Here is a 16,231-nt window from a genome sequence, read left to right as displayed (position 1 = left end):
GGCTCGCGCGCATGACCGCACAGCACCGCGAACCGGCCTCCTTCCCCCGTCAGTACGCCCGCACCCAGCGGTTCTCGCTGGGCGCGCCGCGGGCCTTCACCGTCTCCCCGGACGGCGCGCGTGTCGCGTTCCTGCGCTCGCGCGCCGGCACCGACCGGGCCAACGTCCTGTGGGTGCTCGACCTGGACGAGGGCCGGGAGTACCCGGCCGCCGACCCGCACGTGCTCCTGGGCGGTTCCGAGGAGGAGCTGTCGGCCGAGGAGCGGGCCCGCCGCGAGCGGGTCCGGGAGGGCTCGGCGGGCGTCGTGGGATACGCGACGGACGCCACGGCGGAGTTGGCGGCCTTCGCGCTGTCCGGCCGGCTGTTCGTGGCCGAGCTGCGCAGCGGCACGGCCCGCGAACTGCCCGTGCCGGGCCCGGTCATCGACCCGCGCCCCTCTCCCGACGGCCGCCACGTGGCGTACGTGGCGGGCGGTGCCCTGCGGGTGGTGGACGCCGAGGGCGGCGGCGACCGGGCGCTGGCCGAGCCGGAGGCGGCGACGGTCACCTGGGGCCTGGCGGAGTTCATCGCCGCGGAGGAGATGAGCCGGATGCGCGGCTTCTGGTGGGCGCCGGACAGCAGCGCGCTGCTGGCGGCCCGCGCGGACGACGCGCCCGTCGGGCGCTGGTGGATCGCCGACCCGGCCAACCCCGGCAGCGCCCCGGCCGAGGTGGCCTACCCGGCGGCCGGGACGCCCAACGCGACGGTGTCGCTGGCCGTGCTGGGCCTGGACGGCTCGCGCACCGACGTCGAGTGGGACCGCGAGCGCTACCCCTACCTCGCGCGCGTCCACTGGTCGGACGGCGGCCGCCCGCTGCTGCTCGTACAGACGCGCGACCAGCGCGCACAGGCGTACCTCACCCTGGATCCGGCCACTGGTGCCACGGATGTGCTGCTGACGGAAGAGGATCCGAAGTGGCTTGAACTGTTCGACGGTGTGCCCGCATGGACACCGGACGGACGACTCGTGCGCATCGCCGATCGCGACGGCGCCCGCGTCCTGCTCGTCGGCGACCGGGCCCTGACCGGTCCCGAGCTGCACGTCCAGGCCGTTCTCGACATCGCGGACGAGGACGTGCTCGTCGCCGCCTCCGCCGGGCCCGCCGCCGGCGAGAACGACGCCGCGACCGGCGAGTCCCACGTCTACCGCGTCGCCGACGGCCTCGTGGAGCGGCTCACGGACGGCGGCCGCAACTCCGCCGTCCGCAGCGGGGACGTCACCGTCCTGGTCTCCGCCTCCCTCGGCGAACCGGGCGCCGCGGTGCGGGTGCTGCGCGACGGCAAGCAGGTCGCCACCGTCGTCTCCCACGCCGAGACCCCCGTCCTGACCGCCCGGCCGCGCCTGACCCGCGCCGGCGCCCGCCGCATCCCCGCGGCCGTGCTCCTGCCGACCGGCTACCGCGAGGCCGACGGCCCGCTGCCGGTGCTCATGGACCCCTACGGCGGCCCCCACGGCCCGCGCGTGGTCGCCGCCCACAACGCGCACCTGACCTCCCAGTGGTTCGCCGACCAGGGCTTCGCGGTGATCGTCGCCGACGGCCGGGGCACCCCGCACACCTCGCCGGAGTGGGAGAAGTCGATCCACGAGGACTTCGCCGGCGCCACCCTCGACGACCAGGTCGAGGCCCTGCAGGCGCTGGCCGGGCAGTACCCGCTCGACCTCGGCCGGGTCGGCATCCGCGGCTGGTCCTACGGCGGCTACCTCGCGGCCCTCGCCGTCCTGCGCCGCCCCGACGTCTTCCACGCGGCGGTGGCGGGGGCGCCGGTCACCGACTGGCGGCTGTACGACACGCACTACACCGAGCGCTACCTGGGGCAGCCGCAGGAGCGCCCGGAGGTCTACGCCCGAAACTCCCTCGTCACGGACGCCGGCCTGTCGGCCCCCATCGCCCCCGCCCGGCCGCTGATGATCATCCACGGCCTGGCGGACGACAACGTGGTGGCGGCCCACACCCTGCGCCTGTCCTCGGCCCTCCTGGCCGCGGGCCACCCCCACGAGGTCCTCCCCCTGTCCGGCGTCACCCACATGACCCCGCAGGAACAGGTGGCGGAGAACCTTCTGCTCCTGCAGGTCGACTTCCTGCGGCGTTCGCTGCCGCCGGCGGGGAAGTAGTCGCAGGGGGCGGAGGCAGGACCCCCTGCCCCCGCCCCCTTGACTGCAGCATTCATCCGTTGCCACAGTCCGCAGCAACAACACGCATCCGCGGGGGACTTGGCGATGGACAACGCGCTCGTCGGCCGCTCACCCGGCCAGCTCATGTGGCGCCGTTTCAAGCGCGACCGCTCCGGCGTGGTCTCCGCCTACGTCGTCGCCGTCTTCTTCCTCGTCGCCCTCGCCGCGCCCCTGATCTCCGCCCTGTACGGCAAGGACCCCACCACCACCTACGGCCTGAACGACCCCGGTCTGCTCAACCAGTACGGCTATCCCGTCCGCCCCAACGGCGGCATCTCGTCCGACTTCTGGTTCGGCATCGAGCCGACGCTGGGCCGGGACGTGCTCACCCAGCTCGCCTACGGCATCCGCACCTCCCTGCTGATCGCGACCGCCGCGACGGTGCTGTGTGTCCTGACGGGCGTCCTCGTCGGGGTGACCGCCGGCTACGCAGGCGGTCGGACGGACTACTTCCTGGGTCGTTTCATCGATCTGCTGCTCGCCTTCCCGGCGCAGTTGTCGTTCATCGCCTTCACCCCGGTCGTGTACGCGCTCTTCGTGAGCCCGGAGAAGGAGACGCCGACCTCCCTGCGCGTCGTCACCCTGATCCTCGTGCTGTGGGTGCTGGGCTGGATGGGGCTGGCGCGGTTGCTGCGCGGGCAGGTGCTCAGCCTGCGGGAGCGGGAGTTCGTCGAGGCGGCGCGCGTGACCGGGGCCTCGCCGTGGCGGATCATCTCCCGGGAGCTGCTGCCCAACCTGTGGACGCCGATCCTCGTCCAGACGACGCTGATGCTGCCTTCGATGGTGACCGTAGAGGCTGGTCTGTCCTTCATCGGCGTCGGGATCCTGGAGCCCACCCCGGACTGGGGCCGCATGTTCGCCAATGGCGCCCGCTACTACGAGAGCGACATCACCTACATCTTCTTCCCCGGGCTGGCGATGATCGCGTTCGTCGTCGCCTTCAACCTGCTCGGGGACTCGGTGCGGGACGCCTTCGACCCAAGGACGAGACGATGACGACCGACAGGCAGGTGCTTCGACCATGACGCCCATTCGCCCGTGCCACCGTCCGGCTCCGCCGAGAGCGCGCATCGCCGCTTTCCTGGCCACGGGGGCCCTGGTGCTCACCGCGTGCAGCAGCGGAGGGGGTGGCGGCGGGCAGGGCGGCGAGAGCCAGCAGGCGGGCGAGGACAAGACGGTCTCGGGCAACTACTCGATCGGGACCCAGGCCGACTCCACCGGCCCCGCGCCCGAGGTGCCGGGCGCGAAGAAGGGCGGGACGGTCGCCGTCCTGCAGCGAGACGCCTTCAACCACTTGGACCCCGGTCAGATTTATTACGCGGACACCCTGACCAACCAGATGCTCTACAACCGCACCCTCACCTCGTACAAGATCGACGACAAGGGCCGGGTGAAGATCGTCGGCGATCTGGCCACCGACGCGGGCACGGCGTCCGACGGCGGGAAGACGTGGCGGTTCACCCTCAAGGACGGGCTGAAGTTCGAGGACGGCTCGCCCATCACCTCGCAGGACGTCCGCTGGGGCATCGAGCGCCTGTACGCCTCCTTCGAGACCGACGGCCCCCTGTACATCCCGCAGTGGCTCTCCGGCGAGGCCAACGACTTCCGCAAGGCGCTGCCCGACGGCCCGTACAACGGGCAGCACCTGCCGGCGTCCGTCCTGGACACCCCCGACGACAAGACCGTCGTCTTCCACTTCCGCCAGCCGCACGCGGACACCCCGTACGCCACCGCGATGCCCAACATGGGGCCGGTGAAGGCGGCGAAGGACACCAAGCAGAAGTACGACAACGCGCCCTTCTCCAGCGGCCCGTACAAGGTCGGCGACTACAAGGTGGGCAAGTCGCTCACCCTCGTCCGCAACGAGAACTGGGATCCGAAGACGGACCCGGTGCGCCACCAGTACGCCGACCGGTTCGAGATCAGCTTCGGCCACCAGTACGCGGACTCCACCCGCCGCTTCCTCGCCGACCAGGGCGGCGACAAGAACGCGCTGTCCTTCACCAACGCCGTGGCACCCGAGATGACCGAGAAGGTCCTCGCCCAGGCCGACACCAAGGCCCGGCGCCTGCTGGAGATCCAGCCCTACGTCGACTACATGGCCTTCAACACCAGCCGCCTCACCGACGTCCGCGTCCGCAAGGCGCTCGCGTACGCCATGCCCAACGGCCAGATCCTGCAGCAGAACGGCGGCTCCACGGCCGGCGTCGTCGCCACCAACTACCTCTCCCCCGCCATGGACGGCTACCGGCCCACCGACCCCTTCGGCAAGAAGGCCAAGCCCGCCGGCGACCCGGAGAAGGCCAAGGAACTGCTCAAGGAGGCCGGCAAGCTGGGCCAGGAGATCGTCTACGCCTACGCCAACACCGACGTGCAGCAGAAGGTCTCCGTCGTGGTCACCCAGGCCCTGGAGCGGGCCGGCTTCAAGGTGCAGAAGAAGGAGGTGGACGCGAACATCTGGCGCACGGCCATCGCCGAGGTGAAGAACAAGTTCGACATCTACCGCTACTCGTGGGGCGCCGACTGGCCCATCAGCTCCACCGTCGTACCGCCGCTCTTCGACGGCCGGCAGATCGCCGACGGTTCACAGAACTACGTCCACCTCGACAACCCCAAGGTCAACGCGGAGGACGACCGCATCTCCGCCATCCCGGACGTGAAGATGGCCGCCCCCGAGTGGCAGAAGCTCGCCGACCGCATCCTCACCGAGGACGTCGCCGGCGTGCCCACCTTCTACAACCGGCAGTTCTCCCTGTGGGGCTCGAACCTCGGCGGCGTGAAGTACCACCCGGTGTACGGAACCGTGGACCCGACCGCGGTCTTCGTGAAGTAGTCGGCGGGCAGGGGGACCGACCGTGCTGAGATTCCTGGCCCGCCGCATCCTGGGGGCCGCCGTCATCACCGTGCTCATCAGCGCGATCACCTTCTTCCTCTTCTTCGCGCTGCCCTCCGAGCCCGCCCTGATGTCCTGCGGCAAGAACTGCACCCCCGACGCGCTGGCCGTCATCAACAAGAACCTGGGCCTCGACCGGCCGGTGCCCGTCCAGTACTGGCACTACATGGCCGGCATCTTCGCCGGCCGCGACTTCTCCGTCGGCCACTGCCCGGCCCCCTGCTTCGGCTACTCCTTCTCCAACCAGCAACCCGTCTGGGACACCATCGTCGACCGCTTCCCGACCACGCTGTCCATCACCCTCGGCGGTGCCGTCGTCTTCCTCACCGTCGGCGTCGGCATCGGCATGCTCGCCGCAGCCTTCCGGGGCACGTGGATCGACAAGTTCTTCAGCTCCCTGTCGCTCCTCGGCAACGCCCTGCAGATCTACTTCGTCGGCGTCATCGCCCTCGCCGTCCTCGTCAGCGGCCTGCACTGGATGGACAACCCCGCCTACCACCCCATCACCGAGGACCCGGTGAAGTGGTTCACCGGCATGCTCATCCCCTGGCTGGTGCTCTCCATCATCTTCATCGCCAACTACAGCCGGATGACCCGCTCCCAGATGATCGAGCAACTCGCCGAGGACCACGTCCGCACCGCCCGCGCCAAGGGCCTCTCCCGCCGCACCGTCTTCTTCCGCTACGCCTGGCGTGGCGCCCTCGCCCCCATCGTCACCATCTTCGGCATCGACCTCGGCTCCCTCTTCGGCGGCGCCATCATCACCGAAACCACCTTCAGCCTCCACGGCCTGGGCCGCCTCGCGGTCTCCTCCGTCAGCGAGACGGACCTGCCGACGCTGATGGCGGTGATGCTGGTGGGCTGCACGGCGATCGTGATCGCCAACATCGTCGTGGACGCGGCATACGCCCTCATCGACCCGAGGGTGAGGCTGGCATGAGCAACCCCCACGCCCGCGGCGGGCTTTCAGCCCGTCCGGCGTTTGAGGACACCGGGCGAAGCCCGGTCCGGGGGTGCGAGGGGGCGCAGCCCCGCTCGGAAACGGTGAAAGGGCGGGACCGGGGCTCGGCCCGCCGCAGGCGCACCACCCGCACCCCGACCCGCCGGGAGCCACCCGTGACAGCCCCAGCCCCCTTCCTCTCCATCCGCGACCTGCACGTCCACTTCGCCACCGAGGACGGCACCGTCAAGGCCGTCGACGGCCTGGACCTCTCCCTCCCCCGCGGCCGCACCCTCGGCATCGTCGGCGAGTCCGGTTCCGGCAAGTCCGTCACCAGCCTCGCCGTGCTCGGCCTGCACGATCCGCGGACGACGACGACCCGCGGTGAGATCGTTCTCGACGGTGAGGACATCACCACCGCCCCCGAGTCCGTCCTCGAAAAGCTGCGCGGCAACAAGATGGCGATGATCTTCCAGGATTCGCTGACCGCCCTCTCCCCGTACTACTCCGTCGGCCGTCAGATCGCGGAGCCGTTCCGCAAGCACACCGGCGCCTCGCGCCGTGACGCCCGCCTCCGGGCGATCGAGATGCTGCACCGCGTCGGCATCCCGAATCCGGCCCTGCGCGTGGACGACTATCCGCACCAGTTCTCCGGCGGCATGCGGCAGCGCGCGATGATCGCGATGGCGCTGGTCTGCGATCCGGAGCTGCTGATCGCCGACGAGCCGACGACGGCCCTGGACGTGACCGTGCAGGCGCAGATCCTGGATCTGCTGAAGGATCTGCAGCAGCAGACGGGTTCGGCGATCGTCCTGATCACGCACGACCTGGGCGTGGTCTCGCACACCGTCGACGAGGTGCTGGTGATGTACGCGGGCCGGGCCGTCGAGCGCGGCACCGTCCGCGAGGTGCTGCGCGAGCCGCACCACCCGTACACGTGGGGCCTGCTGGGCTCGATGCCGCGCCTGACCTCCGACGTGGACCGGCCGCTGACGCCCATTCCCGGTGCCCCGCCGAGCCTGCTGGCCCCTCCGCCGGGCTGTCCGTTCCATCCGCGGTGCGCGTACCCGGCCGAGGTGGGCGGCGACCGCTGCCGTACGCAGCGCCCGGACCTGCCGCCCGGAACGGGTCACGGCGCGGCCTGCCACCTGCGGGAGACCGGGGAGGCAGGCGCATGACCGACGACGTCCTCGTCGCCGAGGGCCTGACCAAGCACTTCCCCCTCATGGCCGGCTTCCCCTTCAAGCGCAGGATCGGCGCGGTCCAGGCCGTCGACGGCATCGACCTGGCCGTCCGGTCCGGGGAGAGCTTCGGCCTGGTCGGCGAGTCGGGCTGCGGGAAGTCGACGACAGGCCGGCTGCTGACGCGCCTGCTGGAGCCGACGGCCGGCCGGATCCGCTACCGCGGCGAGGACATCACGCACGCGGGCCGCAAGGAGCTGGCTCCGATCCGCTCCGAGATCCAGATGATCTTCCAGGACCCGTACGCGTCCCTCAACCCGCGGCAGACCGTGGGCCGTATCGTCTCCGGACCGATGGAGATCAACGGCATCACGCCGCCCGGCGGGCGGGAGGCCCGCGTCCGGGAGCTGCTGGAGGTGGTCGGCCTCAACCCCGAGCACTACAACCGCTTCCCGCACGAGTTCTCCGGCGGCCAGCGCCAGCGCATCGGCATCGCGCGCGCCCTGGCACTGGAGCCGAAGGTGATCGTGGCGGACGAACCGGTCTCCGCCCTGGACGTCTCCATCCAGGCCCAGGTCGTCAACCTCCTGCGCACCCTGCAGGGCGAGCTCGGCATCGCCTTCGTCTTCATCGCCCACGACCTCGCCGTCGTACGGCACTTCTCCCAGCGGGTCGCCGTGATGTACCTCGGCAAGATCGTGGAGGTGGGCGGCCGGGACGACATCTACCGCCACCCCCGTCACCCCTACACCCACGCCCTGCTGTCGGCGGTGCCGGAACCGCTGGAGGCCGCCGACGCCCCGCCCGAGGGAGCGGTGCGCGAGCGCATCCGGCTGGCCGGCGACGTACCGTCCCCGGTGAGCCCGCCCTCCGGTTGCCGCTTCCGCACCCGCTGCTGGAAGGCCGCGGACCGCTGCGCGACGGAGGAGCCCCCGCTGGTACGGGCGGCGGGCAGCGCCGAAGGCCACCTGTCCGCCTGCCACTTCCCGGAGCCGCCGACCATCGCGCGGGACACGGAGGTCGTCCTCGACCCGGCGCTGCGTACCTGACATTTGTCCTGTCGCACCGGTGACGCGCGCATCTGCCGCGCGGGGCGGCTTGCCGGAAGGATCGTGGGTGTTGAAGGAAGACGCCACGACACCCCGGGGGACCCGAAATGACCACCGCCACGGCCACCGAGACCACGACCACGGCCCCTGCGACGGCTCCGGACCTGACGTCCGTCAAGCCCCTCCCGGCCTGGTTCTTCGCCTTCGAGGGCTCGATGGGCGCGGCGTACGACCTGTGCAAGGCGTGGGAGAACGCCTGGATGATCCTGGCGGCCATGGGCCTGGTGAACCTCGTGGTGGGCCTGACCGTGCTGCGCGGCAGGACGAAGCTGGTCAAGGCCATGCTCAAGAACTCCCGCACCCGCTGGATCACCGCCGGCCTGATCGCCCTGCGCGTGTGCCTGCACGGCGCGCTGGCCCTCGCCGGGGCCGAGATCACCTCGACCGCGGGCCACCTGGCGCTGGCCGTGGTGATGGCGGCGACGGGAACGGCGCTGCTGTGGTTCGACCAGCGCGTCACCTTCCGCACCCTGGGCCTGCCGACGGCACGGCACTGAGCAAGTGGCCCACGAAAACCCCCCGGAATTGCACCCCTCACGGGGGCTCCCTGCTGCCTAGGGTCGATGACATGAACAGCACGCACCCCACCGCCGCCCTCGTCGTCCGCGCCGCCGAGGCCGAGACCGTCAGCGATCCGAGCAGCACCATGACGCTCCTCGCGGACTCCGACACCACCGGCGGTCTGGTGACCACCTACCGCTCGCGCTTCACGAAGGGCGCGGTGGGCGCCCCGGCCCACTTCCACACCCGCGCGAGCGAGCTCTTCCACGTCCTCGACGGCGCCCTGGAGGTCCTGCTGGGCGAGGAGATCACCACGCTGACCGCGGGCGACTTCCTCCTCGTCCCGCCGCACACGACGCACGCCTTCCGCGCCGCCCCTGGCCACGACGCCGACGTCCTGTGCACCTTCACGCCCGGCCTGGGCCGCTTCGACTACTTCCGCCTCCTGAACCGCGTCCTGCGCGGAGAGGCGAGCCCCCAGGAGATCAAGGACTCCTCCGAGCGCTTCGACAACCACTACGTCGACAGCCCGGCATGGCGCGCGGCACTGGAGACCCGCGGCTAGCCCTCGGCGACGAGCAGGGCCAGCAGTCCGGGGAAGCGCTGCTCGATGTCGGCCCGGCGCAGGGTGGCCATCCGGCTGTTGCCCCGGTCGACCTGCCGGACCAGCCCGGCCTCGCGCAGCACGCGGAAGTGATGGGTGACGGTCGCCTTGCTGACCGGCAGCGCGAAGGAACTGCAGGTGCGCGCCTCGCCGTCGGGCCCGGCCGCCAGCTCCGCAACGACGCGCCGCCGCAACGGGTCGGCGAGCGCCGCCAGGACGGCACCCAGCTCCATCTCCGCCACGTCGGGGTGCCCTTCCTCGTCGGGCATCACCATCACCTCCCAGGTACGAGTTGCATCGTACCTCGCCGGCCACTACCGTCCGCGAGGTACGAAAGAAACCGTACCTACCGCCTTGGAGCCCCCATGCCCCAGCCCTTCACCCTCGTCGGCACGGCCCACCCCAAGCCCGAGCGCGTGGACGAACTCCGCGAACTCCTGCTCTCCTTCGTCGAACCGACCCGCCAGGAGCCCGGCTGCCTGGAGTACCACTTCCACGAGGACAGCAACACGCCGGGCGTCTTCGTCTTCTACGAGGCCTGGCGCACCAAGGAGGACCTCGACGCCCACCTGGCCCTCCCCCACCTCCAGGACTTCTGGGAGCGCCGCATGGACTACCTGGAACGCGACCTGGAGATCCGCTACCTGACGATGCACAGCCCGTACGAGGACCGCACCGCCCGCTAGGACCGGAAGCCCGCTATCCCGTAGCCCGGGCGGCTCGCCGCGTGGCGCATCCAGCCGATGCAGTCCATCACCGCCTCCACCACCTCCGGTTCCAGCGGCGGGGCGTGGCCCGTGCGCTTGGTCTCCTCGAACTGTTCCAGCGCCTGAGCGCACTGTTCCGGGGTCCATTCGCCGTACCCCGGGGTGTAGGTCCACGGCAGGGGGTCGGGGAGGGAGCCGAGGTCGAAGGAGACCACGGAGACCGCGGTGATGCCGAGTGCCGTCAGGCCCTGGTCGACGACCGAGAGCCAGTCGCCGCGGAAGGGGCAGAAGTTGGAGTTGTCGAGGAAGTGGCCCGTCAGCTCGCACAGCCGCTTGTACGCGTAGGCGTACTGGAAGCCGTGGTTCTTGTTCTCGCTGAAGGGGCCTCCGTGCACCACGGCGTGCAGGGCTTCGTACGCCGTGGGGGCGCCCTGCGCTATCTCGCTGTCGAAGTAGCGGTCGTCGGCGGCCAGGTGGTCGCCGAATTCGGTGCGGATGACGTCGAGGAGCCGGTCGTCGCCCGAGCCGATGAAAGCTCGCGTCTTCGTCAGGTCGAGCAGGTACACGCTCAGTGCGGAACTCATGCGGTGAACCTAGCGGCGACCACTGACAGTCCTCCGCCCCCGCCCTACTGCCCCAGTGCCGCCCACGCCACCGCCGGGTAGAGCGCCGTGAAGGCCCAGACGAAGCAGTTGAGGCCCATGACCGCCGCGCACGCGACGTGGAAGAGGGCGCCGGCGGCGAGAGCGAGCGGGACCAGGGGTGCCGGGGCGAGGAGGACGAGGGGGAAGAGGGTTTCCGCGGCGCTCAGCCCGCGCGACAGCCACGTGGTCGTCGTCGGGTGGGCCGTCAGCCAGGTCGCCACGCCGGGGTGGCCGTAGCAGCGGGTGCTCAGGATGCCGGTCAGGGCGGTGCCGTCCTGCCAGGGGCGGGAGGTGACCTTGTAGATGCCGGAGGCGAAGTAGGCGAGGCACGCCTGCAGGGCCAGGAACCACAGGCCCAGGCGCTCGACGGCGGCCGTGGGGTGGAGGGCGACGAGCAGCAGGGTGGCGAAGATGATCCTCAGTACTTGGTCGGAGCCCTCGCCGCCGCCGGCGCCGCGCAGGCCGAGGGCGGCGCCGGAGGCGACGACGACGGTCAGCAGGGCCACGTGCAGGGGCCGGGGGGTGGTGCCGGGGACGAGAAGGCAGGCCCCGGCGGCGGCGCGGGCGGCGACGAGCCACAGGACGGCGGGGTAGGCGACGACGGGGTGGAGGGCGGCGCCGGTGAGCCCGAAGGCGTACCGCGGGTGGCGCAGGCGCAGGACGGGCCAGCTGGCGAGGGAGGAGTCGGCGAGTTCGCGCGGGCGCGCGAGCCGTTCGAGGGAGCCCAGCAGCACGCCGGCCGCGGCGACGGCCTCGACCAGGCGCAGGGCGGTGTGCGGGGGCATGCCGGTCATGGGGGGCCGAGCCGGTGGGGGCGGGAGACGAACACGGCCTGCGGGGGTTCGCCCCCGCGGTAGCCCGCCGACCGGGCGATCATGAACTGCACCTGCCCGCCGTCGCCGGCGGCGTGGCCGGCGTGGCCGAGCAGCAGCAGGTAGGGGACGGACAGCGGGGTGGCCGGGTCCTCGCACCGGGCGTCGGCCCGGCACAGCCGCATGGCGAGGTCGAAGAGCTGCTTGCGCCGGCGGCGGTCGGGGTTCCAGAGCAGGTGCCACCAGCGCCGGGGCCGGGGTGGTGCGAGTTCGCGCCACGGCCCGAAGGACGGCGGCCCGTCCGGGCCCGTACGGACCAGCAGGTGGTAGTCGTACGTGCCGGGCCGTGGCGCGAAGAAGTGGTAGCGGGGGACGAAGCCGAGCGGGTCGTAGCGCTGCTGCCACTGTTTCAGCCGCGGGAGCAGCGGCCCGAGCTGGGCCGCGGCGGACAGCAGCAGCCACGCGGCGAGGGCCGCGGCACACGTGTACGCGTACGGGTCCATGCGCACCGCCCCCGTCCGCCCCGCCGCCGTCTCAGTCCAGGGTCCGCAGGGCCTCGCGGCGGGTGCGCAGCAGTTCGCCGGCGCTGGCGTTGGGCCCGAGGCCGGCGCCGACGACGATGCGCTCCATGAACGCGGCGGCTCCCATGGCGGTGTCGAGGGTGATGTCGTCGTCGCCGATGGCGTCCACGTCGTCGACGTCGGCCCGGCGTCCGGCCGGCACCACGGGCTGCGGGGCGGAGTGGGCGGGGTGGGCGGTGCCCATGAACCCCGCCACGTCCATGACCTCGTCCTGTGCCTCGTCGCGCATGTCGGTCGTCCTTTCCTCGCTGATCCCGGCGATTCCTGACAAACAGCACAGTAGCCACAACTCACACATATGGACTGTTCTGCCACTCGCCCCCGCTCCCGCATATGGGCGGTTTCTGCTCCCGGCCGTCCCCGGCGCACCGTCCCAGGGCATCGCATGAGGTGTTATGAGGACAAACCCCCCGAGGAGGTCCCCCGAGGAGGCACTTCCATGCGCGCACCCACCCGGGTCAGGGTCGTACTGGCCCTGGCCGCCGTCGCCGGCATCGCCGCGGCGGCGGGCGGGTGCGGTGGCGGCGGGGGCGCGAGCGGCGCCGGGGTCGTACGGGCCTCCTGGGGCGACCCGCAGAGCCCGCTGGAACCGGCCAACACCAACGAGGTGCAGGGCGGCAAGGTGCTCGCCATGATCTTCCGCGGCCTCAAGCAGTACGACCCGCACACCGGCGAGGCCAAGGACATGCTGGCCGAGAAGATCGACAGCGCCGACCAGCAGCACTTCACCGTCACCGTCAAGGACGGCTGGAGCTTCAGCAACGGCGAGAAGGTCACGGCACGGTCGTTCGTCGACGCCTGGAACTACGCCGCCCTCGTCACCAACAAGCAGAAGAACGCCTCCTTCTTCCAGGACGTCGAGGGCTACGACAAGGTCCATCCGGCCTCCGGCTCCCCCACCGCGAGGACGCTCTCCGGGCTGGTGCTCAAGGACGAGCGCACCTTCACCGTCGCCCTGCGCACCAAGTTCTCCACCTGGCCCGACACCCTGGGCTACGCCGCGTACGCCCCGCTGCCGCGGGCGTTCTTCGACGACCACGCCCGCTGGCTGAAGCGGCCGGTGGGCAACGGCCCGTACCTGGTGGACTCCTACACCCGCGGCTCGCAGATGCGCCTCAGCCGCTGGGAGGGCTATCCGGGCGAGGACCGCGCCCGCAACGCGGGCGTCGAGCTGCGCGTGTACACCGACAGCAACACCGCCTACACCGACCTGCAGGCCGGCAACCTCGACGTCGTCGACGACATCCCCAGCACACAGCTGAAGAACGTCAAGAGCGACCTCGACGACCGCTACATCAACCAGCCCGCCGGCATCATCCAGACGCTCGTCTTCCCGATGTACGATCCCGCCTGGTCCGCGCCCGGCAAGGAGAAGGTCCGGCGCGGCATCTCCATGGCCATCGACCGGGACCGGATCACCGAGCAGATCTACCGCAGGACGCGCACCCCCGCCTCCGACTGGACCTCGCCGGTGCTGGGCGACAAGGGCGGCTACCAGGCCGGCCTGTGCGGCGACGCCTGCACCTACGACCCCGGGCAGGCCAGGCGGCTGATCGAGGAGGGCGGCGGGCTGCCGGGCGGCAGGGTGACGATCACCTCCAACGTCGACACCGGTTCGCACCGCGTGTGGATGGACGCCGTCTGCAACAGCATCAACAACGCCCTCGGCAACAACGGGGCGTGCACCGTCAATCCGGTCGGCACCTTCGCCGACTTCCGCAACCAGGTCTCCGACCAGCGCATCACCGGGATGTTCCGCTCCGGCTGGCAGATGGACTACCCGCTGGCCCAGAACTTCCTGCAGCCCCTCTACTACACGGGCGCCTCGTCCAACTACGGCAAGTTCTCCAACCAGGACTTCGACCGGCTGGTCGACGAGGCGAACGCCGAGTCCGACACGGCCAAGGCGGTGGCGAGGTTCCGCTCCGCCGAGCACGTCCTCGCCGACCTGATGCCCGCCATCCCGCTGTGGTACCAGAACGGCAGCGCCGGCTACTCCACCGCCGTCTCCGACGTCGAGCTCAACCCCTTCAGCGTGCCCGTCTACGAGCGCATCACCGTCAAGTAACCGTCAACCGACCGTCGTCGAGTAGCCGCGAGGAGCCCTGATGGGACGGTACGTGATCCGGCGGCTGCTGCAGATGATCCCCGTGTTCGTCGGCAGCACCTTCCTGATCTTCCTCCTCGTCTACGCCCTCGGCGACCCCGTCGCCGCGCTGTTCGGCGACAAGGCCCCCGACCCGGCGACCGCCGCCCGCATCCGCGCCGAGCTCTACCTCGACCAGCCCCTGTGGAAGCAGTACGTGCACTACATGGGCCAGATCCTCACCGGCGACTTCGGCACCGCCTTCAACGGCCAGCCGGTCACCGAGCTGATGGGCACCGCCTTCCCCGTGACCGTACGCCTGACGCTCGTCGCCATCGCCTTCGAGGTCGTCATCGGCATCACCCTCGGCCTGTTCAGCGGCCTGCGGCGCGGGCGCGGGACGGACACCACCGTCCTGCTGCTGACCCTGGTCGTGGTCTCCGTCCCCACCTTCGTCAGCGGCTACGTGCTGCAGTTCCTCTTCGGCGTGAAGTGGGCCGTGGCCTCCCCCTCCGTCTCCCCCGAGGCCCCGCTGGACGAACTGCTGCTGCCCGGCGTCGTCCTCGCCCTCACCTCGCTGGCGTACGTCACCCGCCTGACCCGCACCTCGATCACCGAGAACGCCCGCGCCGACTACCTGCGCACGGCCGTCGCCAAGGGCCTGCCCCGGCACCGGGTCGTCACCCGGCACCTGCTGCGCAACTCCCTCATCCCCGTGGTCACCTTCATCGGCACCGACATCGGCGCCCTGATGGGCGGGGCCATCGTCACCGAGCGGATCTTCAACATCCACGGCGTGGGCTTCCAGCTCTACCAGGGCATCCTGCGCCAGAACTCGCCCACCGTCGTCGGCTTCGTGACCATCCTCGTCATCGTCTTCCTGGTGGCCAACCTGGTCGTCGACCTCCTGTACGCCGTGCTCGACCCGAGGATCCGCTATGCCTGAGCCCGACGACCCACCGGTGCGGCACGAGGCCAAGGACACCATCACCCCGGGCGGCGGCGGGGCCATGTCGCTGGCCACCAGCGACGCCGAGACCCTCGAACGCGGCCCGCTGCCCGGCGTCCCCGCCGGCGTGCCCGGCGTCCCGTCCGGCGCCAAGGCCCGCAGCCTGTGGTCCGACGCCTGGCACGACCTGCGGCGCAACCCCGTCTTCGTCGCCTCCGCCCTCGTCATCGTCTTCCTCGTGCTCATCGCCGTGTGGCCCTCGCTCGTCGCCTCCGGCAACCCGCTGACCTGCGACCTGGCCAAGGCGCAGGACGGGCCGCAGTCCGGCCACCCCTTCGGCTTCGACGCGCAGGGCTGCGACGTCTTCACCCGTACGGTCTACGGGGCGCGGGCCTCCATCACCGTCGGGGTGTGCGCCACCACCGGGTCCGCCCTGCTGGGCAGCCTGCTCGGCGGGCTCGCCGGGTACTACGGGGGCTGGTGGGACGCGCTGCTGTCCCGGCTGGCCGACGTCTTCTTCGGCATCCCCATCATCCTGGGCGGCCTGGTCTTCCTGTCCGTCGTGCCCAGCGGCTCCGTCTGGCCGGTCGTGGGCTTCATCGTGCTGCTCGGCTGGCCGCAGGTCTCCCGCATCGCGCGCGGCGCGGTCGTCGGCGCCAAGCAGCACGACTACGTCCAGGCCGCCCGCGCCCTGGGCGCCGGCAACGCGCGGCTGCTGCTGCGGCACATCGCGCCCAACGCCGTCGCCCCCGTCATCGTCGTCGCCACCATCGCGCTGGGCACGTACATCGCGCTGGAGGCGACGCTGTCGTTCGTGGGCGTCGGCCTCAAGCCGCCCACCGTCTCCTGGGGGATCGACATCTCCAACGCCTCGACCATGATCCGCAACGCCCCGCACATGCTGCTGTGGCCGGCGGCGGCGCTGAGCATCACGGTGCTCGCCTTCATCATGCTCGGCGACGCGGTGCGCGACGCCCTCGACCCCAAGCTGCGGTGAGGTACGGCGAGATG

17 protein-coding genes are annotated in these 16,231 nt (G+C 71.2%); 12 read left to right on the top strand and 5 right to left on the bottom strand.

The window, feature by feature from the left end; translation table 11 throughout:
* The first annotated feature begins 11 nt into the window (after positions 1-11).
* From AC27L3_RS15240 to AC27L3_RS15205, 8 genes are all read left to right on the top strand, one after another.
* Entirely contained in the window at positions 12-2,153 is a 2,142-nt protein-coding gene (locus AC27L3_RS15240) for a S9 family peptidase (RefSeq protein WP_487234552.1), read from the top strand.
* Positions 2,154-2,258: 105 nt separating this feature from the next.
* Positions 2,259-3,209 (top strand): ABC transporter permease, encoded by a 951-nt coding sequence (locus tag AC27L3_RS15235; protein WP_487234551.1) that lies wholly within the window; start codon positions 2,259-2,261, stop codon positions 3,207-3,209.
* Between the two features lie 25 nt (positions 3,210-3,234).
* Positions 3,235-5,046, top strand: coding sequence for an ABC transporter substrate-binding protein (locus AC27L3_RS15230; protein ID WP_487234550.1), 1,812 nt, complete (start codon positions 3,235-3,237; stop codon positions 5,044-5,046).
* A gap of 22 nt (positions 5,047-5,068) precedes the next feature.
* Complete coding sequence (locus AC27L3_RS15225) at positions 5,069-6,046, top strand: ABC transporter permease (protein WP_487234549.1); 978 nt, start codon at positions 5,069-5,071, stop codon at positions 6,044-6,046.
* 176 nt (positions 6,047-6,222) lie between these two features.
* The gene (locus tag AC27L3_RS15220) at positions 6,223-7,224 is read left to right on the top strand and encodes an ABC transporter ATP-binding protein (protein ID WP_487234548.1); all 1,002 of its coding nucleotides are present in this window, start codon (positions 6,223-6,225) and stop codon (positions 7,222-7,224) included.
* Positions 7,221-8,276, top strand: coding sequence for an ABC transporter ATP-binding protein (locus AC27L3_RS15215; protein ID WP_487234547.1), 1,056 nt, complete (start codon positions 7,221-7,223; stop codon positions 8,274-8,276). The genes AC27L3_RS15220 and AC27L3_RS15215 overlap by 4 nt, the downstream gene beginning before the upstream one ends.
* 107 nt (positions 8,277-8,383) lie before the next feature.
* Positions 8,384-8,833 carry a hypothetical protein gene (locus AC27L3_RS15210; RefSeq protein WP_487234546.1) on the top strand — a complete coding sequence of 150 codons (450 nt, stop codon included), beginning with the start codon at positions 8,384-8,386 and terminating at the stop codon, positions 8,831-8,833.
* A 71-nt stretch (positions 8,834-8,904) separates the two neighbouring features.
* A complete protein-coding gene (locus AC27L3_RS15205; RefSeq protein ID WP_487234545.1) occupies positions 8,905-9,402 on the top strand; it encodes a cupin domain-containing protein in 498 nt (165 codons plus the stop codon).
* Here AC27L3_RS15205 and AC27L3_RS15200 read toward each other — a convergent pair.
* Positions 9,399-9,710 (bottom strand): ArsR/SmtB family transcription factor, encoded by a 312-nt coding sequence (locus tag AC27L3_RS15200; RefSeq protein ID WP_487234544.1) that lies wholly within the window; start codon positions 9,708-9,710, stop codon positions 9,399-9,401. The two genes, AC27L3_RS15205 and AC27L3_RS15200, sit on opposite strands and share 4 nt — an antisense overlap.
* 96 nt (positions 9,711-9,806) lie before the next feature.
* On the opposite strand from AC27L3_RS15200, the gene AC27L3_RS15195 reads away from it, so the two are divergent.
* The gene (locus AC27L3_RS15195; RefSeq protein WP_487234543.1) at positions 9,807-10,127 is read left to right on the top strand and encodes a putative quinol monooxygenase; all 321 of its coding nucleotides are present in this window, start codon (positions 9,807-9,809) and stop codon (positions 10,125-10,127) included.
* Here AC27L3_RS15195 and AC27L3_RS15190 read toward each other — a convergent pair.
* From AC27L3_RS15190 to AC27L3_RS15175, 4 genes are read right to left on the bottom strand one after another with little or no spacing between them, the layout of a single operon-like run.
* Positions 10,124-10,732 (bottom strand): DUF7691 family protein, encoded by a 609-nt coding sequence (locus AC27L3_RS15190; protein WP_487234542.1) that lies wholly within the window; start codon positions 10,730-10,732, stop codon positions 10,124-10,126. The genes AC27L3_RS15195 and AC27L3_RS15190 overlap by 4 nt on opposite strands.
* 44 nt (positions 10,733-10,776) lie before the next feature.
* A complete protein-coding gene (locus AC27L3_RS15185; RefSeq protein ID WP_487234541.1) occupies positions 10,777-11,577 on the bottom strand; it encodes a hypothetical protein in 801 nt (266 codons plus the stop codon).
* Positions 11,578-11,582: 5 nt separating this feature from the next.
* Positions 11,583-12,107 (bottom strand): hypothetical protein, encoded by a 525-nt coding sequence (locus AC27L3_RS15180; RefSeq protein WP_487234540.1) that lies wholly within the window; start codon positions 12,105-12,107, stop codon positions 11,583-11,585.
* A 31-nt stretch (positions 12,108-12,138) separates the two neighbouring features.
* Complete coding sequence (locus tag AC27L3_RS15175) at positions 12,139-12,414, bottom strand: hypothetical protein (RefSeq protein WP_487234539.1); 276 nt, start codon at positions 12,412-12,414, stop codon at positions 12,139-12,141.
* A gap of 210 nt (positions 12,415-12,624) precedes the next feature.
* Here AC27L3_RS15175 and AC27L3_RS15170 point away from each other — a divergent pair, with 210 nt between their 5' ends.
* The 3 genes from AC27L3_RS15170 to AC27L3_RS15160 are packed head-to-tail and all read left to right on the top strand — an operon-like array spanning position 12,625 to position 16,217.
* A complete protein-coding gene (locus AC27L3_RS15170) occupies positions 12,625-14,253 on the top strand; it encodes a peptide ABC transporter substrate-binding protein (protein WP_487234538.1) in 1,629 nt (542 codons plus the stop codon).
* Positions 14,254-14,293: 40 nt separating this feature from the next.
* Positions 14,294-15,217: an ABC transporter permease gene (locus AC27L3_RS15165; RefSeq protein WP_487234537.1), complete on the top strand. Its 924-nt coding sequence runs from the start codon at positions 14,294-14,296 to the stop codon at positions 15,215-15,217.
* Positions 15,210-16,217 (top strand): ABC transporter permease, encoded by a 1,008-nt coding sequence (locus AC27L3_RS15160; RefSeq protein WP_487234536.1) that lies wholly within the window; start codon positions 15,210-15,212, stop codon positions 16,215-16,217. The genes AC27L3_RS15165 and AC27L3_RS15160 overlap by 8 nt, the downstream gene beginning before the upstream one ends.
* Positions 16,218-16,231: the final 14 nt, after the last annotated feature.

It is taken from the genome of Streptomyces sp. PKA51 (assembly GCF_057552455.1).
Note: the sequence above shows the minus strand (reverse complement) of the source record. Positions and strands in the feature narration are given on the sequence as shown.